An 18,930-nucleotide genomic window follows, 5' to 3' on the forward strand; every position below is an offset into this window, starting at 1 on the left:
AATCGTCTATACTAAAGAGACAGATAGGGTGATTTTCAGGAGGACTTGTCAGCATTGAAGAATTTACAGGAAGATATCAAGACAGGCAATTTTAAAAATGTATACCTTTTGTTTGGTGAAGAAGCGTATCTCAAGATACAATATAAAGAAAAACTGATACATGCGTTAAATCCTGACGATGATACCATGAATTTCAGTAAATATGAAGGAAAAGGAATCGAGGTAAGAGAGATGATCGACCTCTGTGAGACGATGCCTTTTTTTGCGGAACACCGAATAGTTCTGGTAGAAAACTCAGGATTTTTTAAAAATAAATGTGATGAGCTGGCGGATTATATGAAGGAACTTCCTGATTATCTGCGTATCATTTTTGTAGAGGAAGAAGTCGACAGGCGAAACCGGATGTACAAAGCAGTCAAAAGCTGTGGCAGGATCGTGGAGTTTGCGAAGCAGGATGAGAAAACGCTGATGCGCTGGGCAGCGGGGATTCTTGCGAAGGAAGGCAGGAAAATCCGTCCGGGGGATATGGAACTGTTCCTGACAAAGACAGGTACGGATATGGGGAATATCCGGATGGAACTGGAAAAGCTGATCACATACACGATGGGAAAAGATGTTGTCACGGCGGAAGACGTTGAAGAAATCTGTACGACACGGACAGAAAACAAAATTTTTGATATGGTACGTGCTGTTACGGAGAAAAATCAGCGTAAAGCGCTGGATCTGTACAATGATCTTCTGACACTCCGTGAACCGCCGATGAGGATTCTGTTTCTGCTTTCGAAGCAGTTCAGGCAGATGTGCCTTGCGAAGAAAATGTCTGTGGAGGGAGCTTCTCAGAACGAGATCGCCACAAGGCTGGGTGTGCCGTCGTTCGCGGTAAGGAATCTGCTGACGTGCGCGAGGGCATATAAGATTGAGGAGCTTGAAAAAGCGGAGGAGGATTTTATAGATGCAGAGGAGGCCGTGAAGACAGGAAGACTGCAGGATGTATTGAGTGTGGAATTGTTGATAGTAAAATATAGTATGAAATAAATAAACAGGTGAGAAAAGTCTGGTGGAAGGAACAAAACCTCTGACAGCTATCCCATCTGCGAGCAGTTTCGATATCTGGTTGTACTAGGTCATGATCTGTCTGCTAAACCCATTCAGGAATGCCAGCAAACTCGCTGACGCTCAGACAGAGCTGGCATTTCTGAATAACGCAGACATTTCAGAACTAAGTACAACTACAGATATCTGCAAAGGCTCGCGGAATGGGATAGCTGTCGAGGTTTTTGTGCTTTCAGGACAGAAATAGTCTCACCTGTTTCACTTTATTTATCTCGCGGGGCGGTGGTCGGAGCTTGCCAGGAACCGGACCGGGCGGCGGGAAAGCCGCGAACAGCAGGAAGAACGTTGGGCGCCGCCCTACGAGGGAAGGATTGTGTCATATATTGGAAAGGTGTAGCGAAAGTTCAAAAGAATAGGATGTGCAGAATTGGAAAAGTGTGGAACAGGGTTAATGGATCCGAATGGGCAACCTCTGCAGAGACTGTATAAACCCTTAGAAGTTCTGAGACTGCATTATGAGAAAAAATCACACTGTTTGAGCCGAAGGCGAGTTTGTGATTTTTTCGAATGAATTTAGCAGTCGAAGAAGTTCTTAGTGTTTCTCAGTCTCGAAGCCGTTTTCCATTCGGATCCATTTAGCCCTATCACAAATTTTCCTGTTTGCAGTCGTTTTATATAAATTTCTTTACACCTTTACAATAATATACACAGGTGTCTTGACACCTAACATGTCGGGGAGTATAATCACAAAACAGAAAACACAATCCAAACCTAAAAGAAAATCCGGCATCACCGGTACGAGGACACAAAAAATGAAAGAAAATTACGACGTCGTTATCGTAGGAACGGGAGCAGCAGGCCTTTACTGTGCCCTGAACCTCCCGGAGCGCACAAACATCCTGATGATCACCAAACAGGAGGCAGATCAGTCTGATTCCTTCCTTGCACAGGGCGGTATCTGCATGCTGCGCGGAGAAGACGACTATGATGATTACTTTGAAGATACCATGCGTGCAGGACATTACGAAAATGACAAAAAAGCAGTTGATCTTATGATCCGCAGCTCCAACAGCATCATCCGTGATCTCCTTCAGCGCAATGTTACATTTGCGAGAACTCCGGATGGAGAACTTGATTTTACAAGAGAAGGTGCACATTCCCAGCCGAGAATCCTTTTTTATGAAGATATTACAGGCAAACAGATCACACAGACACTGCTTGAACAGGCGCGCACCCGAGATAATATCGAAATCTGCGAATACATGACGATGGTTGATCTGATCGCTGACGACAACATCTGCGGCGGTGTGGTCATCATGGATGAGCAGAATGAGGTTTACCTGGTACATGCGTCCAACGTTGTGCTGGCATGCGGTGGACTTGGCGGTCTTTACAAGAATTCTACGAACTTCCCGCATATTGCCGGAGACGGTCTCGGAATTGCGATGAAACATCAGATTGTTCTCGAACATCTTGATTACGTACAGATTCATCCAACAACACTTTATTCTCACAAACCGGGCAGAAGATTTCTGATTTCTGAATCTGTCCGTGGAGAAGGAGCTCTTCTTTATGACAGGAACGGACAGCGTTTTACCAACGAACTGCAGCCGCGAGATCTTCTGAGTGAAAAGATCTTCAGTCAGATGGAAAAAGATGACACAGAATTTGTCTGGGAAGATATGCGTCCGATGGGCGAAGAAACGATTATGAAACATTTTCCGAATATTCTCCACAGATGCCTTGAAGAAGGATTTGACCCGCGCAAAGAGCCGATTCCGGTCGTTCCGGCACAGCACTATTTTATGGGCGGAATCAAAGTAGATCTGGGAAGCCGCACTTCCATGAAAGGCCTGTATGCCTGTGGCGAGACGAGCTGCAATGGCGTTCATGGCAAAAACAGACTGGCAAGTAATTCTCTGCTGGAATCTCTTGTCTTTGCAAGAAGAGCGGCAGATGATATAATTTTTGGAAAGAAGCATGAGCCGTGCAGAACTGTTTCTGTAGATGTGAAACCATATGAAGACAAAGAAGTGGTACTGGATGGTTATCACAAAATGGTATTAAAGGAAATCGAAAGGATGAAAATGAGTCATGAATGAAATTACAATGAAAATGCAGGCGGACCAGTTGATCCGTATGGCATTACAGGAAGATATCACAAGCGAGGATGTTTCTACAAATGCAGTAATGCCGACTGCCACACGGGGAACCGTTGACCTGATTGCAAAAGAAGACGGTGTGGTTGCCGGACTGGAAATCTACGCGAGAGTATTTAAGATCCTTGATGAAAAGACAGAAATTGAGCTTCATTGCAAGGATGGAGATGAAGTAAAAAAAGGTGAGCTGATGGCGACTGTAACAGGAGATATCCGTGTGCTTCTTTCAGGAGAGCGTGTTGCCCTGAACTATCTGCAGAGAATGAGCGGAATTGCAACCTACACCAGACAGGTGGCAAAGCTTCTTGAAGGAAGTAATGTGACACTTCTTGATACAAGAAAAACAACACCAAACTGCCGTGTATTTGAAAAATATGCAGTAAGAGTCGGGGGCGGACATAACCACAGATACAACCTATCTGATGGTGTCCTGCTGAAAGACAACCATATCGGAGCTGCGGGCAGTGTTGCAAAAGCAGTCAGGATGGCAAAAGCATATGCCCCATTTGTACGTAAGATTGAGATAGAAGTAGAGACGCTTGATCAGGTAAAAGAAGCAGTTGAAGCAGGTGCAGATATTATCATGCTGGATAATATGACACCGGAGGTTATGAAACAGGCAGTCGAACTGATTGACGGAAGAGCACAGACAGAATGCTCTGGTAACATCACAAAAGAAAATATCCAGAAGATCCGTGAGATCGGCGTTGATTTTGTTTCCAGCGGCGCACTGACGCATTCTGCCCCGATTCTTGACATTTCCATGAAAAACCTTCATGCGGTATAAGGAGAAAATTCTATGAATGCAGGAGAACGACGCGGAGAAATATTAAAGATCCTGAAACAGACGGAAGTTCCGATTGCGGCAAGAGAACTGGCAGGACGTTTTGGGGTCAGCCGCCAGGTGATCGTACAGGATCTGGCGGTGATCCGTGCATCCACACCGGGAATCCTTTCCACAACAAAAGGCTATGTCATGCAGCAGGACAGCAGCTGTACCCGTGAATTCAAAGTACGTCACAGTCAGGACAAAGCAGCACAGGAGCTAAATCTGATAGTGGATTGCGGTGGACATGTAAAAAATATCAGCATCAGTCACAGGGTTTACGGGCGTGTCAGTGCGGAGATGGATATCCGGTCAAGACAGGATGTCAGTGAATTTATTCAGGCACTGCAAAACAGCCGTTCTACGGTGCTTAGCAGTGCAACATCAGGATATCATTATCATCTGATTGAAGCATCAAGTGAGGAAAGGCTGGATCTGATCCGGGATCAGTTGGAGAAAGCAGGATTTCTTGCACCACTTCAGCCGTGGGAGCAGCATACAGAGAAAGGAAATATAAAATTATGACAATACAGGAAATTCAGCAGGAGATTCTGCGAATGAAAAAAGAGCAGGATGTCTGTATCCTGGCACATGCGTATCAGGGACAGGAAATTCTGGAAGTTGCAGATTATATGGGGGATTCTTACGGCCTGAGCGTACAGGGAGCAAAAAGTAAATGCAAGGGCATAATTATGTGCGGGGTGCGCTTCATGGCAGAGACATGTAAAGTATTGAGCCCGGAGAAAAAAGTATGGCTTGCAAATCCTTCAGCGGGATGCCCGATGGCAGAGCAGCTTGATCTTGAGGGACTCCGCAAACTGAAGGCAGAGCATCCGGATCATACGGTTGTGGCGTATATCAATACGACTTCCGAGCTGAAAACAGAATGTGATGTTTGTGTGACATCTTCTTCTGCAGTTCAAATATGCAGTAAGATTGAAAATGATAAGATTCTGTTTATTCCGGATCCGAATCTTGGAAGATTTGTAGCAGAAAAACTTCCGGAGAAAACCTTTGTCTTCTATAAAGGTGGATGTCCGAGACATATTGTTGTCAGCGCAAAAGATGTCGAAAAAGCTCGAAAAACACATCCGAAGGCACTCCTTCTTGTTCATCCGGAATGCCGTCAGGAAGTAGTTGAGCAGGCTGATTATATAGGTTCTACAACAGGCATTATAGATTATGCAAAAAAATCCGATGCAAAAGAATTTATCATCGGTACAGAAAACAGTATTGTTGAACATCTGCAGTTTGCATGTCCGGATAAGCAGTTTTATCCGCTTTCCGTTATGCTTACCTGTATGAATATGAAAATTACGACACTGATGGATATTTATAATTGTCTGAAGGGAACGGGCGGAGAAGTGATTGAACTTCCGCAGAATGTTGTTGATGGGGCAGGACGCTGCATTCATCGTATGGTGGAACTTGGCGGCTGATTTTACGAATACAAAAGAAAAAGGCGGGCAGATTCGTAAAGAGATCTGCCCGCCTGATTTATAGAAATAAAAAAGACAGTCACTGACGGTTGTGACTGTCCTTTTAATTATAAGCTTATAATTAAAAATAAGTGTTTCCTGAATTAGCCAATGCTGTTGACAGCTTTAGTAAGACGGGAAATTTTTCTTGCACAGTTGTTTTTGTGATAAACACCTTTGGAAGTTGCTTTGCTGATTGTAGAGATAGCCTCTGTAAGAGCAGCCTGTGCAGCAGCTTTATTGTTTTCCTGAACTGCAGCTTCTACTTTTTTGATAGAAGTTTTAACAGCAGAACGGATAGATTTGTTTCTAGCAGCTTTAGTTCTGTTTACTAAAATTCTCTTCTTAGCAGATTTGATGTTAGCCAATTGGTACACCTCCGTTTCAAATTCTGATATTGTGTCGTTGTTACAGAAACAGACACGGGCGCTTCTGTAAACATGCTTATATATATTAGTATATTTGGCAGGGATTGTCAATACATAATTCACGTAAAAATTACAAATAATTCTCATAAACGTTACAGAAAGCAAAAATATGAAAAAACAGGAGGATGCAGATATGCCGGGGAGCAGAAGAATCAGAACAGACCTTGCACTTGAGACAACAGAGCGATTTGCGGAGGAAAATGCGGAAATACGGGGTGTGGAAGTGCATGAAGAATACGATGAGGAAAAAGATGTGCGAACGACGGTCGTAAAAATTGTGACGGAAAATGGAGCAAAATCCATGGGACGGCCGCAGGGAACGTATATTACGATTGAGGCGCCAGAGCTTTCAACACCGGATGAGGATTATCACAGAGAAATATCCGAAGAGATATCGACTCACCTGCGAAAACTGATCGATCTGAAAAAAGAAAAGTCAGTACTTGTCGTTGGGCTGGGCAATGCGGCGATCACTGCTGATGCACTGGGACCTCAGGTAGTGGATAATCTTCTGATGACACGACATATTATAAAAGAATATGGGCTTCGCGGGATCAAACATGAGAAGATGCACCGGATCAGTGGAATTGCACCCGGAGTGATGGCTCAGACCGGAATGGAGACTGCGGAGATCGTGCAGGGAATTGTTTCTGAGACAAAACCAGATGTTGTGGTTGCAATCGATGCGCTTGCGGCACGAAGTGTGCGCAGGCTAAGCCGTACGATTCAGATTACGGACACGGGAATCCATCCGGGCTCGGGCGTTGGAAACCATCGAAATGGTCTGACTGAGGAAAATCTGCAGGTGAAAGTAATCGGTATTGGCGTGCCGACAGTGGTAGATGCAGCAACGATCGTTCATGACTCGATGGCACATCTTCTGGATGCACTGGAGGAAACAGAACAGAAAGAGTTTTTAGACGAAATGATTGCGCCTAATCTGTACAGCATGTTTGTTACACCGAAAGATGTGGATGAAACTATAAAATATCTGAGTTTTATGATATCTGAAGGTCTGAACATTGCGTTCAGTCAAGTATAATCCGTAAAAAAATATCATAGGATTATCTGAAAGGGGTGATCCTGTGTCAAAGGTCCGGCAGGTACTTTATCTTGTTTTGGAATGTTGTATATTTGCGATTCTGGCGCTTGTGCCAGGAGTCTTTGTATTGCAGAAAAATGTGTTCCGGCAGTTACCTCTGTACTGTTTTCTGGAAGGACAGGCAGTGGAAGATCAGCAGAGACGGGATCAGGAGACGTATGAAAAGCTGGTGGAGAGCAACACACGGTATCTTGGAAAAATGGTGCGTGAAGAAAATAAAGATGCGAGAGTGACACCGGAAATTACGGAGAAGCCTCAAATTACGGATTTTGCTAAACATGAAGAAAAATCGGAGGTGACAGAAACTCCGAAATCAGAGAAGGATAATGTTCAGACGGTCAGGACAGAAGCTCCTGCGGAAGAGGAGACTGCTACAGCAGCAGCGCAGGTCGTCCCGGTGCCGGAAATCGATCTGGCACCGGAAACGCTGGCGGATTACGATTATCTGATGAATCATTTTTTTATTGTGGATTCCGCTACAGAAACAACGGCAGAACAGATCAATGCAGCACAATTTCTGGCAGAAGATCTTACTTTGCCAAAAGAGGCGGGGCTACCACAGATACTTATTTATCACAGCCATTCGCAGGAGACTTTCTGCGATTCAAGGGAAGGGAAAGAGGAAGACACGATCGTCGGAGTGGGAGATTATCTTACAGAACTTCTTTCAGAAACATATGGCTATCAGGTGATGCATGTGACGGAGAAGTTTGATCTTGCAGGAGGGGAGCTGGATCGAAGCAAAGCATATGATTATGCAAGGGCATGGCTGGAGCCTGTCCTGAAAGAAAATCCATCCATACAGGTAGTTATTGATCTGCATCGGGACGGTGTACCGGATGATCGTCGTCTGGTGACGGAAATCAACGGAAAAGAGACGGCACAGTTGCTTTTTTATAATGGACTCAGCCATACGATAAACAGCGGAGATCTTTCATATCTTCCAAATCCTTATATTCAGGACAATCTGGCGTTTTCATTTCAGCTGGAATATCAGGCGGCGCTTTATTATCCGGAACTTTACAGGGGGATTTATCTTGCGGGACTTCGGTATAATCTGCATCTGCGTCCGAGGGCACTGCTTCTGGAAGCGGGGGCGCAGACAAATACTGTACAGGAGGTAAAAAATGCAATGGAACCGTTTGCGGATATTCTGGATCGGGTGCTGCAGGGAAAATAAAAATGAAATTTAAAAAAGAAAGGCTTGCAAACAAGAACGTATGTTTGTATAATGAAAGCATATAGAGACAGAAGTGGCGGAAGAACTGGACTAAAGGTAAAATTTTATGCTATAATGCCCCATGATACAAATCTTTATTATAGAAAGATTATATAAGAAAGAACTTATTTGAAATGACAGTCAGATACATAAGGAGGAACACCGCAGAATGATAGATCAGAGTAAAATCCGCAATTTCTGCATTATTGCACATATAGACCACGGCAAATCCACACTGGCAGACCGTATTATCGAGCAGACGGGTACATTGACCGAGCGTGAGATGCAGTCTCAGGTTCTTGATAATATGGAACTTGAGAGAGAACGTGGAATCACGATCAAGTCACAGGCCGTACGAATCGTATATAAGGCCAGTGACGGAGAAGAATACATTTTCAATCTGATAGATACTCCCGGACATGTCGATTTTAATTACGAGGTGTCGAGAAGTCTTGCTGCCTGCGACGGCGCAGTACTGGTTGTAGATGCGGCACAGGGTATCGAGGCGCAGACACTTGCGAATGTATATCTTGCGCTGGATCATGATCTGGATGTCCTTCCGGTCATCAATAAGATTGACCTGCCAAGCGCGGATCCTGATCGTGTTGTCAGTGAGATCGAAGATGTGATCGGACTTGAGGCAGAGGATGCTCCACGTATTTCTGCGAAGACCGGACTGAATATCGGTGAAGTGCTTGAGCAGATTGTGACGAAGATCCCGGCACCTCACGGGGATGTAGATGCACCGCTGAAGGCGCTGATCTTTGACTCAATTTATGATGCTTATAAGGGCGTTATTGTATTCTGCCGTATTATGGACGGACGCGTGAAGAAAGGCACACAGATCCGTATGATGGCAACCGGATTTACGACAGAGGTTGTTGAAGTAGGATATTTTGGCGCAGGACAGTTTATTCCGTGTGATGAGCTGACTGCCGGTATGGTTGGATATATTACAGCAAGCATTAAAAATCTTGGTGATACCCGTGTGGGTGATACCGTTACTGATAATGAGAGACCATGTGCTGAGGCACTTCCGGGCTATAAGAAAGTACAGCCGATGGTATACTGTGGTCTGTATCCGGCAGATGGTGCGAAGTATGGCGATCTCCGTGATGCGCTGGAGAAGCTTCAGCTCAATGATGCATCACTGTTTTTTGAGCCTGAGACATCTATTGCTCTTGGATTTGGTTTCCGCTGTGGTTTCCTTGGGCTGCTTCATCTTGAAATCATTCAGGAACGTCTTGAGAGAGAATACAATCTTGACCTTGTGACGACTGCGCCGGGCGTTGTTTATAAAGTCTACAAGACAAATGGTGAAGTGATCGAGCTGACGAACCCGTCGAATCTTCCGGATCCGTCTGAAATTGAATATATGGAAGAGCCGATGGTAAATGCCGAGATCATGGTGACGACAGAATTTATCGGTGCGATCATGGATCTCTGTCAGGAACGCCGTGGACAGTATGAAGGTATGGAATATATGGAAGAAACACGTGCGCTTCTGAAATATAAACTTCCGCTGAATGAGATTATTTACGACTTCTTTGATGCGCTGAAATCCAGATCCAGAGGATATGCTTCTCTTGATTATGAGCTGTGTGGCTATGAGCGCAGTGAGCTTGTGAAGCTAGACATCCTTGTCAATAAAGAAGAAGTCGATGCGCTTTCTTTCATCGTGCATGCAGATACTGCTTATGAGCGTGGACGCAAGATGTGTGAGAAGCTTAAGGAAGAGATTCCGAGACAGCTTTTTGAGATCCCAATCCAGGCTGCCATTGGAAGCAAGATCATTGCCAGAGAGACAGTACGTGCCATGCGTAAGGATGTACTTGCGAAGTGCTATGGTGGTGATATTTCCCGTAAAAAGAAACTTCTGGAGAAACAGAAGGAAGGTAAGAAACGAATGCGGCAGGTAGGTAATGTGGAGATTCCGCAGAAAGCCTTTATGAGCGTATTAAAACTGGATGATAAATAATCGTAACTGTGAGGACACTGAACAGTTACAAATAATCTTTGTTCCCGAAGAAAGGGGAGAGGACTATGAAAAGCAGATTCTTTAAATCGATTATGATGGTATGCATACTGGCTTGCTGTCTGGCTCTTGTCGGATGTGGCTGTGGAAAGAAGAAAAAGACAGATCCGGCATCGGAGCAGGTCCTTAAGATCAGCATTACACCGACACCGTCCCCGACACCTGAACCGGAGACAGTCGATTCCGCAGCAGTAACAACGAATGGTGATGTTACGATGGTGAATATCTATGCGGCAGAAAATCCGGGTGCGGTGACAGTAACGGACAGTACTGCAGGTTCCGGTAATGCAGATAATTCAAACAGTACGGATGATTCTGAGGATATGAGTGAATCTGACAGTTCAGATGAGTATGATAATTCCGAAGATTCATATGACTCCGAAAATCAGGAGGATGATGGTGAAGAATATTAGGCGCAGACCATTAGAGCTGTACGTTCATATTCCGTTCTGTGTCCGTAAATGTCAGTACTGTGATTTCCTTTCCGGACCATCGGATGAGGAGACGAAGGAGAGATATATAGAAGCTTTATTGCAGGAAATCCATGCAGTGGAGCATACAGAAGACTATGAGATCGTTTCTGTTTTTATCGGAGGAGGAACTCCTTCTGCACTGAAAGCAGAGGCGATTGCTTCTGTTATGAGGACTTTACAGGAGAAATTTTTCTTCTGTGAGGATGCGGAAGTAACGATTGAAGCCAATCCGGGGACAGTGGATTCAGAGAAACTGATGACTTACCGTAATGCCGGAATTAACCGTCTGAGTCTTGGGCTGCAGTCGACAGATGCAGAGGAATTAAAGATGCTGGGCAGGATTCACAGCTATGAGGAGTTTTTGCAGAGTTATCAGTGGGCGAGAGAAGCCGGATTTTCCAATATTAATATAGATCTGATGTTTGCCATTCCGGGACAGACCGGGGAGGCGTGGCGGCAGCATCTGCGCCAGGTGGCAGAGTTAAATCCCGAACACATTTCGGCATACAGTCTCATTATTGAAGAGGGAACTCCGTTTGCGCAGAGAGAGCTTGATCTTCCGGATGAAGACACAGAGTACCAGATGTATGAGGATACGGCAGAGATTCTTGGAACATACGGATATCAGCAATATGAGATTTCCAATTATGCGAAGCCGGGATATATGTGCCGGCATAATGCAGGATACTGGCAGCGCCGGGAATATCTGGGATTCGGTCTGGGTGCTTCATCTCTGTACAGGGAATTGCGATTTTCTAATACAGGGCGGATGCAGGAATACCTGACAGATAGTGGAAAACTGGAGCAGATCCGTAAAGAAGTGACGGTTTTGTCCCGCAACGAACAGATTGAGGAATTTATGTTTCTCGGACTGCGAATGACAGAAGGTATTTCTGAAAAACTGTTTAAAGAGACATTTGGCATCCGTATTATGGATATTTATGGAGATATCCTGCAAAAATATGAAGCAATAGGATTTATGGAGCATATAGAGACAAAATGGTGTCTCACACGTAAGGGAATACATGTGAGTAACCATATTCTGGCAGATTTTCTGCTGGATGAGTGACAGAGGAGAGAAAGATGGCAGAACGAACACCGGGGAAAAAATTTATTAAGATCAGAGGGGCAAATGTCAACAATCTTAAGAACTTAAGTGTAGATATTCCGAGAGATGAATTTGTGGTACTGACAGGTGTCAGTGGTTCTGGTAAGTCTTCGTTGGCTTTTGATACAATTTATGCGGAAGGCCAGAGACGTTACATGGAATCTCTGTCTTCATATGCGAGACAGTTCCTGGGACAGATGGAAAAACCGGATGTGGAATCAATTGAGGGACTTCCTCCGGCAATTTCTATTGACCAGAAATCGACCAACAGAAACCCACGTTCCACCGTGGGAACTGTTACAGAAATCTATGATTATTTCCGACTGCTGTATGCACGTATCGGTATTCCGCACTGCCCGAAATGCGGCAAAGAGATCAAGAAGCAGACTGTCGATCAGATGGTAGACCATATTATGGCACTGCCGGAGCGGACGAAATTGCAGCTTCTGGCCCCGGTTGTCCGCGGACGTAAAGGTACGCATGCAAAACTTCTGGAGCAGGCGAAGAGAAGTGGCTATGTAAGGGTGCAGATTGACGGAAATCTCTATGAACTTTCCGAGGAAATCAAGCTGGACAAAAATATCAAGCATAATATCGAGATTATTGTAGACCGTCTTGTAGTCAAACCGGGAATTGAGAAACGTCTGTCTGATTCTATTGAGACAGTCCTGGATCTGTCAGATGGGCTTCTGATGATCGATACGATGGATGGCAATATCCGTACATTCAGTCAGAGCTTTGCATGTCCGGACTGCCAGATCAGTATTGATGAGATCGAACCGAGAAGTTTTTCCTTCAATAATCCGTTCGGTGCGTGTCCGGACTGCTTCGGTCTCGGATACAAAATGGAATTTGACATTGATCTGATGATACCGGATAAATCCTTAAGCATCTCGCAGGGCGCAATCGCTGTAATGGGCTGGCAGTCCTGTACGGATAAGGGAAGCTTTACGAGAGCAATTCTGGATGCGCTGGCAAAAGAGTACAGATTCAGTCTGGATACGCCGTTTGAAGATTATCCGGACAAGATAAAAGATATCCTGATCCATGGCACAAACGGTCATGCAGTCAAGGTTTATTATAAAGGTCAGAGAGGAGAGGGAATCTATGATGTTGCTTTCCCGGGCCTGATTAAAAATGTTGAGCAGAGATACCGCGAGACAGGATCAGATGCGATGAAACAGGAATACGAAACCTTTATGCGCATTACGCCATGTAAGACCTGTAAAGGTCAGCGTCTGAAAAAGGAATCTCTGGCAGTAACTGTGGGTGACTGCAATATCTATGAGCTGACTGCACTTTCTATAGAGAAACTTAAAGCTTTTATGGAAGAACTGAAACTGACGGAGCAGCAGGAGTTGATCGGAAAACAGATTCTGAAAGAAATCCGTGCAAGAGTAGGTTTCCTTGCAGAAGTCGGACTGGATTACCTGTCTCTGAGTCGTGCGACAGCGACGCTTTCCGGTGGCGAGGCGCAACGTATCCGTCTTGCGACACAGATTGGTTCCGGACTGGTCGGAGTTGCATATATTCTGGATGAGCCGAGTATCGGTCTTCACCAGAGAGATAATGATAAACTCCTTCGCGCGCTAATGCGCCTTCGTGATCTTGGAAACAGCCTGATCGTAGTTGAGCATGATGAAGATACGATGCGTGCGGCAGACTGCGTGGTGGATATCGGACCGGGAGCCGGCGAACATGGTGGAGAACTTGTAGAAATCGGCACAGCTGAGGCACTTATGAAGAATCCGCGTTCTGTGACAGGGGCATACTTAAGTGGCAGGTGCAAGATTCCGGTACCTTCTGAACGTAAAGCGCCGACCGGATGGCTGAAGATCCGGGGAGCAGCAGAAAACAATCTGAAACAGGTAAATGTTGATATTCCGCTTGGCATTATGACGTGTGTGACAGGTGTGAGCGGCTCCGGCAAGAGTTCTCTGATCAATGAGGTTCTGTACAAGACACTGGCACGCGATCTGAACCGTGCAAGAGTGATTCCGGGTAAACACAAAGTGATTCAGGGGCTGGATCAGCTTGATAAGGTGATCAGCATCGATCAGTCACCGATCGGAAGGACACCGAGATCTAATCCGGCTACTTATACAGGTGTGTTTGATCAGATCCGTGATTTGTTTGCATCGACAGCAGATGCAAAGGCAAGAGGTTACAAGAAAGGCCGTTTCAGCTTTAATGTCAAGGGTGGACGATGCGAAGCCTGCAGTGGAGACGGCATCATCAAAATCGAGATGCATTTCCTTGCCGATGTCTATGTACCGTGCGAGGTCTGCAAGGGCAGACGCTACAACAGAGAGACACTGGAAGTCAAATATAAAGACAAGAGCATTTACGATGTGCTGAATATGACGGTAGAAGAAGCGCTGACTTTCTTTGAGAATATTCCGTCTATCCGCAGAAAGATCCAGACACTCTATGATGTGGGGCTTTCCTATATTCGTCTGGGACAGCCGTCCACGGAGCTTTCCGGCGGTGAGGCACAGCGAATCAAGCTTGCGACAGAACTGAGTAAGAGAAGCACCGGACGTACAATCTATATTCTGGATGAGCCGACGACCGGACTCCATTTTGCAGATGTACACAAATTGGTAGAAATCCTGCAGCGACTGACCGAAAATGGAAATACGGTCGTTGTCATTGAACATAATCTGGATGTTATCAAGACCGCAGATTACATTGTTGACATGGGACCGGAAGGTGGTGACCGGGGCGGCACTGTTATCGCAACCGGTACACCGGAAGAGATTGCCGTATGCCCGGATTCTTATACCGGACAGTATGTGGCTAAATATCTTAAGTAAATACAGGTTACTGTTCACAGGTAGAACAAGGGCTTTTCATTTTGATGAAAGTTGTTTATAATAATTTCTGATATAAGAATTGGAATTGTTACGGAAGGGGATTTTTATGCCTGCAAACGATATAGGAATAGATCTTGGAACGACGAACTGTCTTGTATATTCTACAGGCAAAGGTCTTGTACTGCAGGAACCGTCTGTCGTTGTATATGATAAAGATACTGAGAAGATCCGTGCGATCGGAGAAGAAGCAAAGCAGATAAGCAATCATGTGAACTCCAACATGGAAGTGATCCGACCAATCCGCCAGGGAGTGATCGTGGACTTTGTGGTGCTGGAAAAAATGCTGAAATATTTTATCACAAAGGCAATGGGACGCCGGGCGTTTCGTAAGCCGCGAATCAGTGTCTGCGTACCGAGTGGAATCACGGAGATCGAGCGCAAAGCCGTAGAAGAAGCAACATATCAGGCGGGAGCGCGTGAAGTTTATCTCGTAGAAGAACCGATCGCGGCAGCAATCGGAGCCGGAGTGGATATTACAAAACCGTTTGGAAATCTGATCGTAGACATTGGCGGAGGCACGACAGATATTGCCGTGATCTCAGTCGGTGGAGTTGTAGTTTCTTCGACAATCAAGGTGGCAGGGGATTCTTTTGATCAGGCAATCATCAGCTATATCCGTAAGACGCATGGGCTGTTTATCAGTGAAGATGCCGCGGAGACGATCAAAGTCAGAATCGGAACTGCAATCGAGGAAGTAAACCCTCAGGTCATGGAAGTAAAAGGAAGAAACGTACTTACTGGTCTTCCGAAAAAAATAAAACTTACATCAGAAGAAATCCGTGAGGCTCTTAAGGATGCTACAGGACAGATCGTAGAAGCTGTCCATGGCATTCTTGAAAAAACACCGCCGGAACTGGTCGCAGATATTGTCGATCGGGGAATCGTTCTGGCAGGTGGTGGCGCACTTCTTAAAGGCATGGACACACTGATCGAACAGAGGACAGGAGTCAATACACTGACTGTTCAGGATTCGATGCATGTTGTGGCTGTGGGTACAGGGATGTATGCGGAAATAATGAACAGAATGGATGCCTGACCGGCATTAGATAAAAGCCATGAGTATTTGTGAAGTGTATCATAAATATTCTGGCTTTTTGCTGTATTATGGTTTGAAGAGAAATTCCGAAAGAAAACAGGAAGAAAGAGGCAGGTATGAGTGAATGTGTGACCGGATATATTGATCATATCATTTTCCGGAACGAAGACAATGGATATACAGTGATGGTACTGAAAGGCGTAAAAGATGAGGATGAACTGACCTGTGTCGGTACATTTCCCGTCATTACGCAGGGAGCATCGATCGAGGCAGAGGGAAGCTTTATACAGCATCCCGTATACGGCAAACAGTTTCAGGCAGTGCGGCTGACAGAGAAGATGCCGGAAGATGCCATGGCTATGGAACGCTATCTGGGTTCCGGCGCTATTAAGGGTATAGGTGCAGCACTGGCAGGCAGGATCGTGCGGCATTTTGGATCAGATACACTTCGGATTGTTGAAGAAGAGCCGGAGCGTCTTGCAGAAATCAAGGGAATCAGTGAGAAAAAAGCACACGAGATTGCAATACAGATTGCAGAGAAATCCGAAATGCGAAAGGTCATGATGTTTTTACAGAAATATGGAATCTCTCTGAATCTCGGGGCCAGGATCTATCAGAAATACGGGGATTCCGTGTATAGTGTTTTGCAGGAAAATCCATATCGCCTGGCAGATGATATCAGTGGTGTCGGATTTAAGATCGCTGATGAGATCGCATATCGGATCGGAATTCATACAGATTCAGATTACAGGATAAAGAGTGGGTTGTCGTATACTCTTTTGCAGGCAGGTGGGGAAGGACATGTATATCTGCCCAAGGAAGAACTTTTTAAGAGAGCGGAGCAGCTTCTCGGAGTAGATGCTTCTTACATGGAGAAACATCTGGTAGACCTTTCGATGGAACGAAAGATCATTCAGAAAGAAGAAAAAGGACAGGTACTTGTTTATCCGGCACAGTATTATTATCTGGAATTAAATACAGCCAGGATGCTACGGGAACTGGATATTGACTGTCCGGAGGATGAAGAGCGTGTTGAGCGCAGGATCAGCCAGATCCAGAAAGAGACAGGTACGGTGCTGGATGAGATGCAGGAAAAAGCAGTCAAAGAAGCTGCCGGACATGGACTTCTGGTACTGACAGGAGGTCCCGGTACAGGTAAGACGACAACGATCAATGCAATCATACGCTTCTTTGAAAGTGAAGGTGCGGAGCTTCGGCTGGCAGCACCGACCGGCAGAGCTGCGAAGCGTATGACGGAGGCAACAGGATATGAGGCACAGACTATTCACCGTATGCTGGAGTTGACCGGAATGCCGGAAGATGACCGGGAAGGACAGCCGGTTCATTTTGAACGAAATGCGGAGAATCCGCTGGAAGCAGATGTGATCATCATAGATGAGATGTCTATGGTGGATATTCATCTGATGCATTCTCTTCTGATGGCAGTGACTGCAGGAACGAGACTGATTCTGGTCGGTGACGAGAACCAGCTTCCGAGTGTCGGTCCGGGAAATGTTCTGCGAGATATTATCCGAAGCGGACAGTTTCCGGTTGTAGAACTGAAGAAAATCTTCCGTCAGGCATCTGAGAGTGATATTGTCGTGAATGCACATAAGATCAATCGTGGAGAACAGGTTGAGATCAACAATAAAAGTCGGGACTTTTTCTTTTTGAAAAGATATGATGCAGATATTATCATCAGAGTAGTAATCGCACTTATCCAGGAAAAACTTCCGAAATATGTCGAAGCAAAGCCGTTTGAGATACAGGTACTCACACCGATGCGTAAAGGCCTTCTGGGTGTGGAACGGTTGAATCAGATATTACAGAGATATCTGAATCCACCGGATCCGTCTAAAAAAGAAAAAGAAATCGGACAGGGACTTTTTCGTGAAGGTGACAAAGTCATGCAGATTCGTAATAACTATCAGCTTGAGTGGGAAGTGCGTGGCAGATATGGGATTCCGGTAGACAAGGGAGTCGGTGTTTTTAACGGTGATACAGGAATTATCCGTATGATCAATGAATTTGCCGAGCTTGCAGAGGTGGAATTTGAAGATGGACGTTATGCGCAGTATACGTTTAAACAGCTTGACGAACTGGAACTTGCCTATGCGGTTACGATACATAAGTCACAGGGTTCAGAATATCCGGCTGTGATCATTCCGATTTTGTCAGGTCCGCGGATGCTGATGAACCGAAATCTTCTTTATACTGCAGTAACGAGAGCAAGAAAATGTGTTACAGTGGTCGGAAGTGAAGAGACTTTCCGCGAAATGATCAATAACGAAAAACAGCAGAGAAGATACAGTTCCCTTGACAGGAGAATTCAGGAAGCTGAATAAAGAGAGCGTGCCATCGGGGAGAAAGGCATATTCTGAATAAAAAAATAATAATTATGGGGATTTCAGAATGCCTCCAGAAAGGTAAAGAATTATTTCTGGAAGCACTGTATCCGTCGCGGTGTCCGGCATGTAACAAAATACTGCCGGGAAAAAAGGTTCATATCTGTCCGGAATGCAGAGGAAGCTTTCATCTGATAGAGGAACATTACTGTCTGAAATGCGGCAAACCTGTATCAGAGACAGAAGAATACTGCGCGGACTGTAAAAGCAGGAAGCGGGGATTTTGTCAGGGACGGGGCGTTTTTCTATACAATATGCAGATGAAACAGTCGCTTTTGCGATATAAATATTACGGCAGCCGGGAATATGGACAGTATTATGCAGAAGAAATCAGCAGATATGTCGGAACTCAGATAAAGCGCTGGAATCCGGACATTCTGGTACCTGTACCGATGACGTGTCGCAAGAAACGTATCAGAGGATTTAATCAGGCAGAAGATCTTGCGGAAAAAATCGGAGAACTTTTACAGATTCCGGTAGCTGCAGGGCTTGCTGTAAAGAAAAGAGAGACAAAATCTCAGAAAAAACTGAATGCGGCCGAGCGCATGGGAAATCTGAAGGATGCTTTTCGGATTACGGAATCAGTGAGGGGTCTTAGGATTCTGATAGTCGACGATGTCTATACGACCGGGAGCACGATTGAAACACTTGCAGAATGTCTGAAAGAAAGTGGCGCCGGGGAAATTTATTTCGTTACTTTATGCATCGGACAGCTGTAGACCGGAGAAAAAA

The 18,930-nt window shown here is 45.3% G+C and carries 15 protein-coding genes; 14 read left to right on the top strand and 1 reads right to left on the bottom strand.

Going from position 1 to position 18,930, the window contains the following annotated elements; all coding sequences use genetic code 11:
- Positions 1-54: 54 nt before the first annotated feature.
- The 5 genes from holA to nadA all read left to right on the top strand — a co-directional run bounded on the left by holA (position 55) and on the right by nadA (position 5,477).
- The gene (holA, locus tag DWW86_RS11010; protein ID WP_117943121.1) at positions 55-1,035 is read left to right on the top strand and encodes a DNA polymerase III subunit delta; all 981 of its coding nucleotides are present in this window, start codon (positions 55-57) and stop codon (positions 1,033-1,035) included.
- Positions 1,036-1,865: 830 nt separating this feature from the next.
- Positions 1,866-3,155 (top strand): L-aspartate oxidase, encoded by a 1,290-nt coding sequence (locus DWW86_RS11015; RefSeq protein WP_117943123.1) that lies wholly within the window; start codon positions 1,866-1,868, stop codon positions 3,153-3,155.
- Positions 3,148-3,999, top strand: a complete 852-nt coding sequence (gene nadC / locus DWW86_RS11020) for a carboxylating nicotinate-nucleotide diphosphorylase (protein ID WP_072522964.1) — start codon at positions 3,148-3,150, stop codon at positions 3,997-3,999. Before DWW86_RS11015 ends, nadC begins: the two co-directional genes overlap by 8 nt.
- Positions 4,000-4,011: 12 nt before the next feature.
- Positions 4,012-4,563, top strand: a complete 552-nt coding sequence (locus tag DWW86_RS11025) for a transcription repressor NadR (protein WP_117943125.1) — start codon at positions 4,012-4,014, stop codon at positions 4,561-4,563.
- Positions 4,560-5,477, top strand: a complete 918-nt coding sequence (nadA, locus tag DWW86_RS11030; RefSeq protein WP_072522966.1) for a quinolinate synthase NadA — start codon at positions 4,560-4,562, stop codon at positions 5,475-5,477. Before DWW86_RS11025 ends, nadA begins: the two co-directional genes overlap by 4 nt.
- Before the next feature lie 143 nt (positions 5,478-5,620).
- Here nadA and rpsT read toward each other — a convergent pair whose 3' ends face one another.
- Positions 5,621-5,884 (bottom strand): 30S ribosomal protein S20, encoded by a 264-nt coding sequence (rpsT, locus tag DWW86_RS17360; protein WP_118039094.1) that lies wholly within the window; start codon positions 5,882-5,884, stop codon positions 5,621-5,623.
- A gap of 169 nt (positions 5,885-6,053) precedes the next feature.
- Here rpsT and gpr point away from each other — a divergent pair, with 169 nt between their 5' ends.
- The 9 genes from gpr (at position 6,054) to DWW86_RS11080 (ending at position 18,917) form a co-directional block, all read left to right on the top strand.
- Positions 6,054-6,986: a GPR endopeptidase gene (gpr, locus tag DWW86_RS11040; protein ID WP_353652697.1), complete on the top strand. Its 933-nt coding sequence runs from the start codon at positions 6,054-6,056 to the stop codon at positions 6,984-6,986.
- Positions 6,987-7,113: 127 nt separating this feature from the next.
- Positions 7,114-8,226, top strand: coding sequence for a stage II sporulation protein P (locus DWW86_RS11045; RefSeq protein WP_286187703.1), 1,113 nt, complete (start codon positions 7,114-7,116; stop codon positions 8,224-8,226).
- A gap of 208 nt (positions 8,227-8,434) precedes the next feature.
- The gene (gene lepA / locus DWW86_RS11050; protein WP_072522967.1) at positions 8,435-10,243 is read left to right on the top strand and encodes a translation elongation factor 4; all 1,809 of its coding nucleotides are present in this window, start codon (positions 8,435-8,437) and stop codon (positions 10,241-10,243) included.
- Between the two features lie 65 nt (positions 10,244-10,308).
- A complete protein-coding gene (locus DWW86_RS11055; protein ID WP_117943127.1) occupies positions 10,309-10,713 on the top strand; it encodes a hypothetical protein in 405 nt (134 codons plus the stop codon).
- Complete coding sequence (gene hemW / locus DWW86_RS11060; protein ID WP_353652698.1) at positions 10,700-11,842, top strand: radical SAM family heme chaperone HemW; 1,143 nt, start codon at positions 10,700-10,702, stop codon at positions 11,840-11,842. Before DWW86_RS11055 ends, hemW begins: the two co-directional genes overlap by 14 nt.
- Before the next feature lie 14 nt (positions 11,843-11,856).
- Positions 11,857-14,697 carry an excinuclease ABC subunit UvrA gene (gene uvrA / locus DWW86_RS11065; protein ID WP_117943129.1) on the top strand — a complete coding sequence of 947 codons (2,841 nt, stop codon included), beginning with the start codon at positions 11,857-11,859 and terminating at the stop codon, positions 14,695-14,697.
- Positions 14,698-14,803: 106 nt separating this feature from the next.
- Positions 14,804-15,793 carry a rod shape-determining protein gene (locus DWW86_RS11070; protein WP_117943131.1) on the top strand — a complete coding sequence of 330 codons (990 nt, stop codon included), beginning with the start codon at positions 14,804-14,806 and terminating at the stop codon, positions 15,791-15,793.
- A gap of 116 nt (positions 15,794-15,909) precedes the next feature.
- Positions 15,910-18,138, top strand: coding sequence for an SF1B family DNA helicase RecD2 (gene recD2 / locus DWW86_RS11075; protein ID WP_117943133.1), 2,229 nt, complete (start codon positions 15,910-15,912; stop codon positions 18,136-18,138).
- 53 nt (positions 18,139-18,191) lie between these two features.
- Positions 18,192-18,917, top strand: a complete 726-nt coding sequence (locus tag DWW86_RS11080; RefSeq protein WP_286187704.1) for a ComF family protein — start codon at positions 18,192-18,194, stop codon at positions 18,915-18,917.
- Positions 18,918-18,930 lie beyond the last annotated feature (13 nt).

This window comes from Ruminococcus sp. AF17-22AC (assembly GCF_003460065.1).
Classification (GTDB): domain Bacteria; phylum Bacillota; class Clostridia; order Lachnospirales; family Lachnospiraceae; genus Blautia_A.

Excerpts from the sequence above, each read along its gene's own strand:
- DWW86_RS11015 (WP_117943123.1), top strand. The coding sequence starts at position 1,866 with ATGAAAGAAAATTACGACGTCGTTATCGTAGGAACGGGAGCAGCAGGC.
- nadC (WP_072522964.1), top strand. The coding sequence starts at position 3,148 with ATGAATGAAATTACAATGAAAATGCAGGCGGACCAGTTGATCCGTATG.
- DWW86_RS11025 (WP_117943125.1), top strand. The coding sequence starts at position 4,012 with ATGAATGCAGGAGAACGACGCGGAGAAATATTAAAGATCCTGAAACAG.
- nadA (WP_072522966.1), top strand. The coding sequence starts at position 4,560 with ATGACAATACAGGAAATTCAGCAGGAGATTCTGCGAATGAAAAAAGAG.
- gpr (WP_353652697.1), top strand. The coding sequence starts at position 6,054 with ATGAAAAAACAGGAGGATGCAGATATGCCGGGGAGCAGAAGAATCAGA.
- lepA (WP_072522967.1), top strand. The coding sequence starts at position 8,435 with ATGATAGATCAGAGTAAAATCCGCAATTTCTGCATTATTGCACATATA.
- DWW86_RS11055 (WP_117943127.1), top strand. The coding sequence starts at position 10,309 with ATGAAAAGCAGATTCTTTAAATCGATTATGATGGTATGCATACTGGCT.
- uvrA (WP_117943129.1), top strand. The coding sequence starts at position 11,857 with ATGGCAGAACGAACACCGGGGAAAAAATTTATTAAGATCAGAGGGGCA.
- DWW86_RS11070 (WP_117943131.1), top strand. The coding sequence starts at position 14,804 with ATGCCTGCAAACGATATAGGAATAGATCTTGGAACGACGAACTGTCTT.
- recD2 (WP_117943133.1), top strand. The coding sequence starts at position 15,910 with ATGAGTGAATGTGTGACCGGATATATTGATCATATCATTTTCCGGAAC.
- DWW86_RS11080 (WP_286187704.1), top strand. The coding sequence starts at position 18,192 with ATGGGGATTTCAGAATGCCTCCAGAAAGGTAAAGAATTATTTCTGGAA.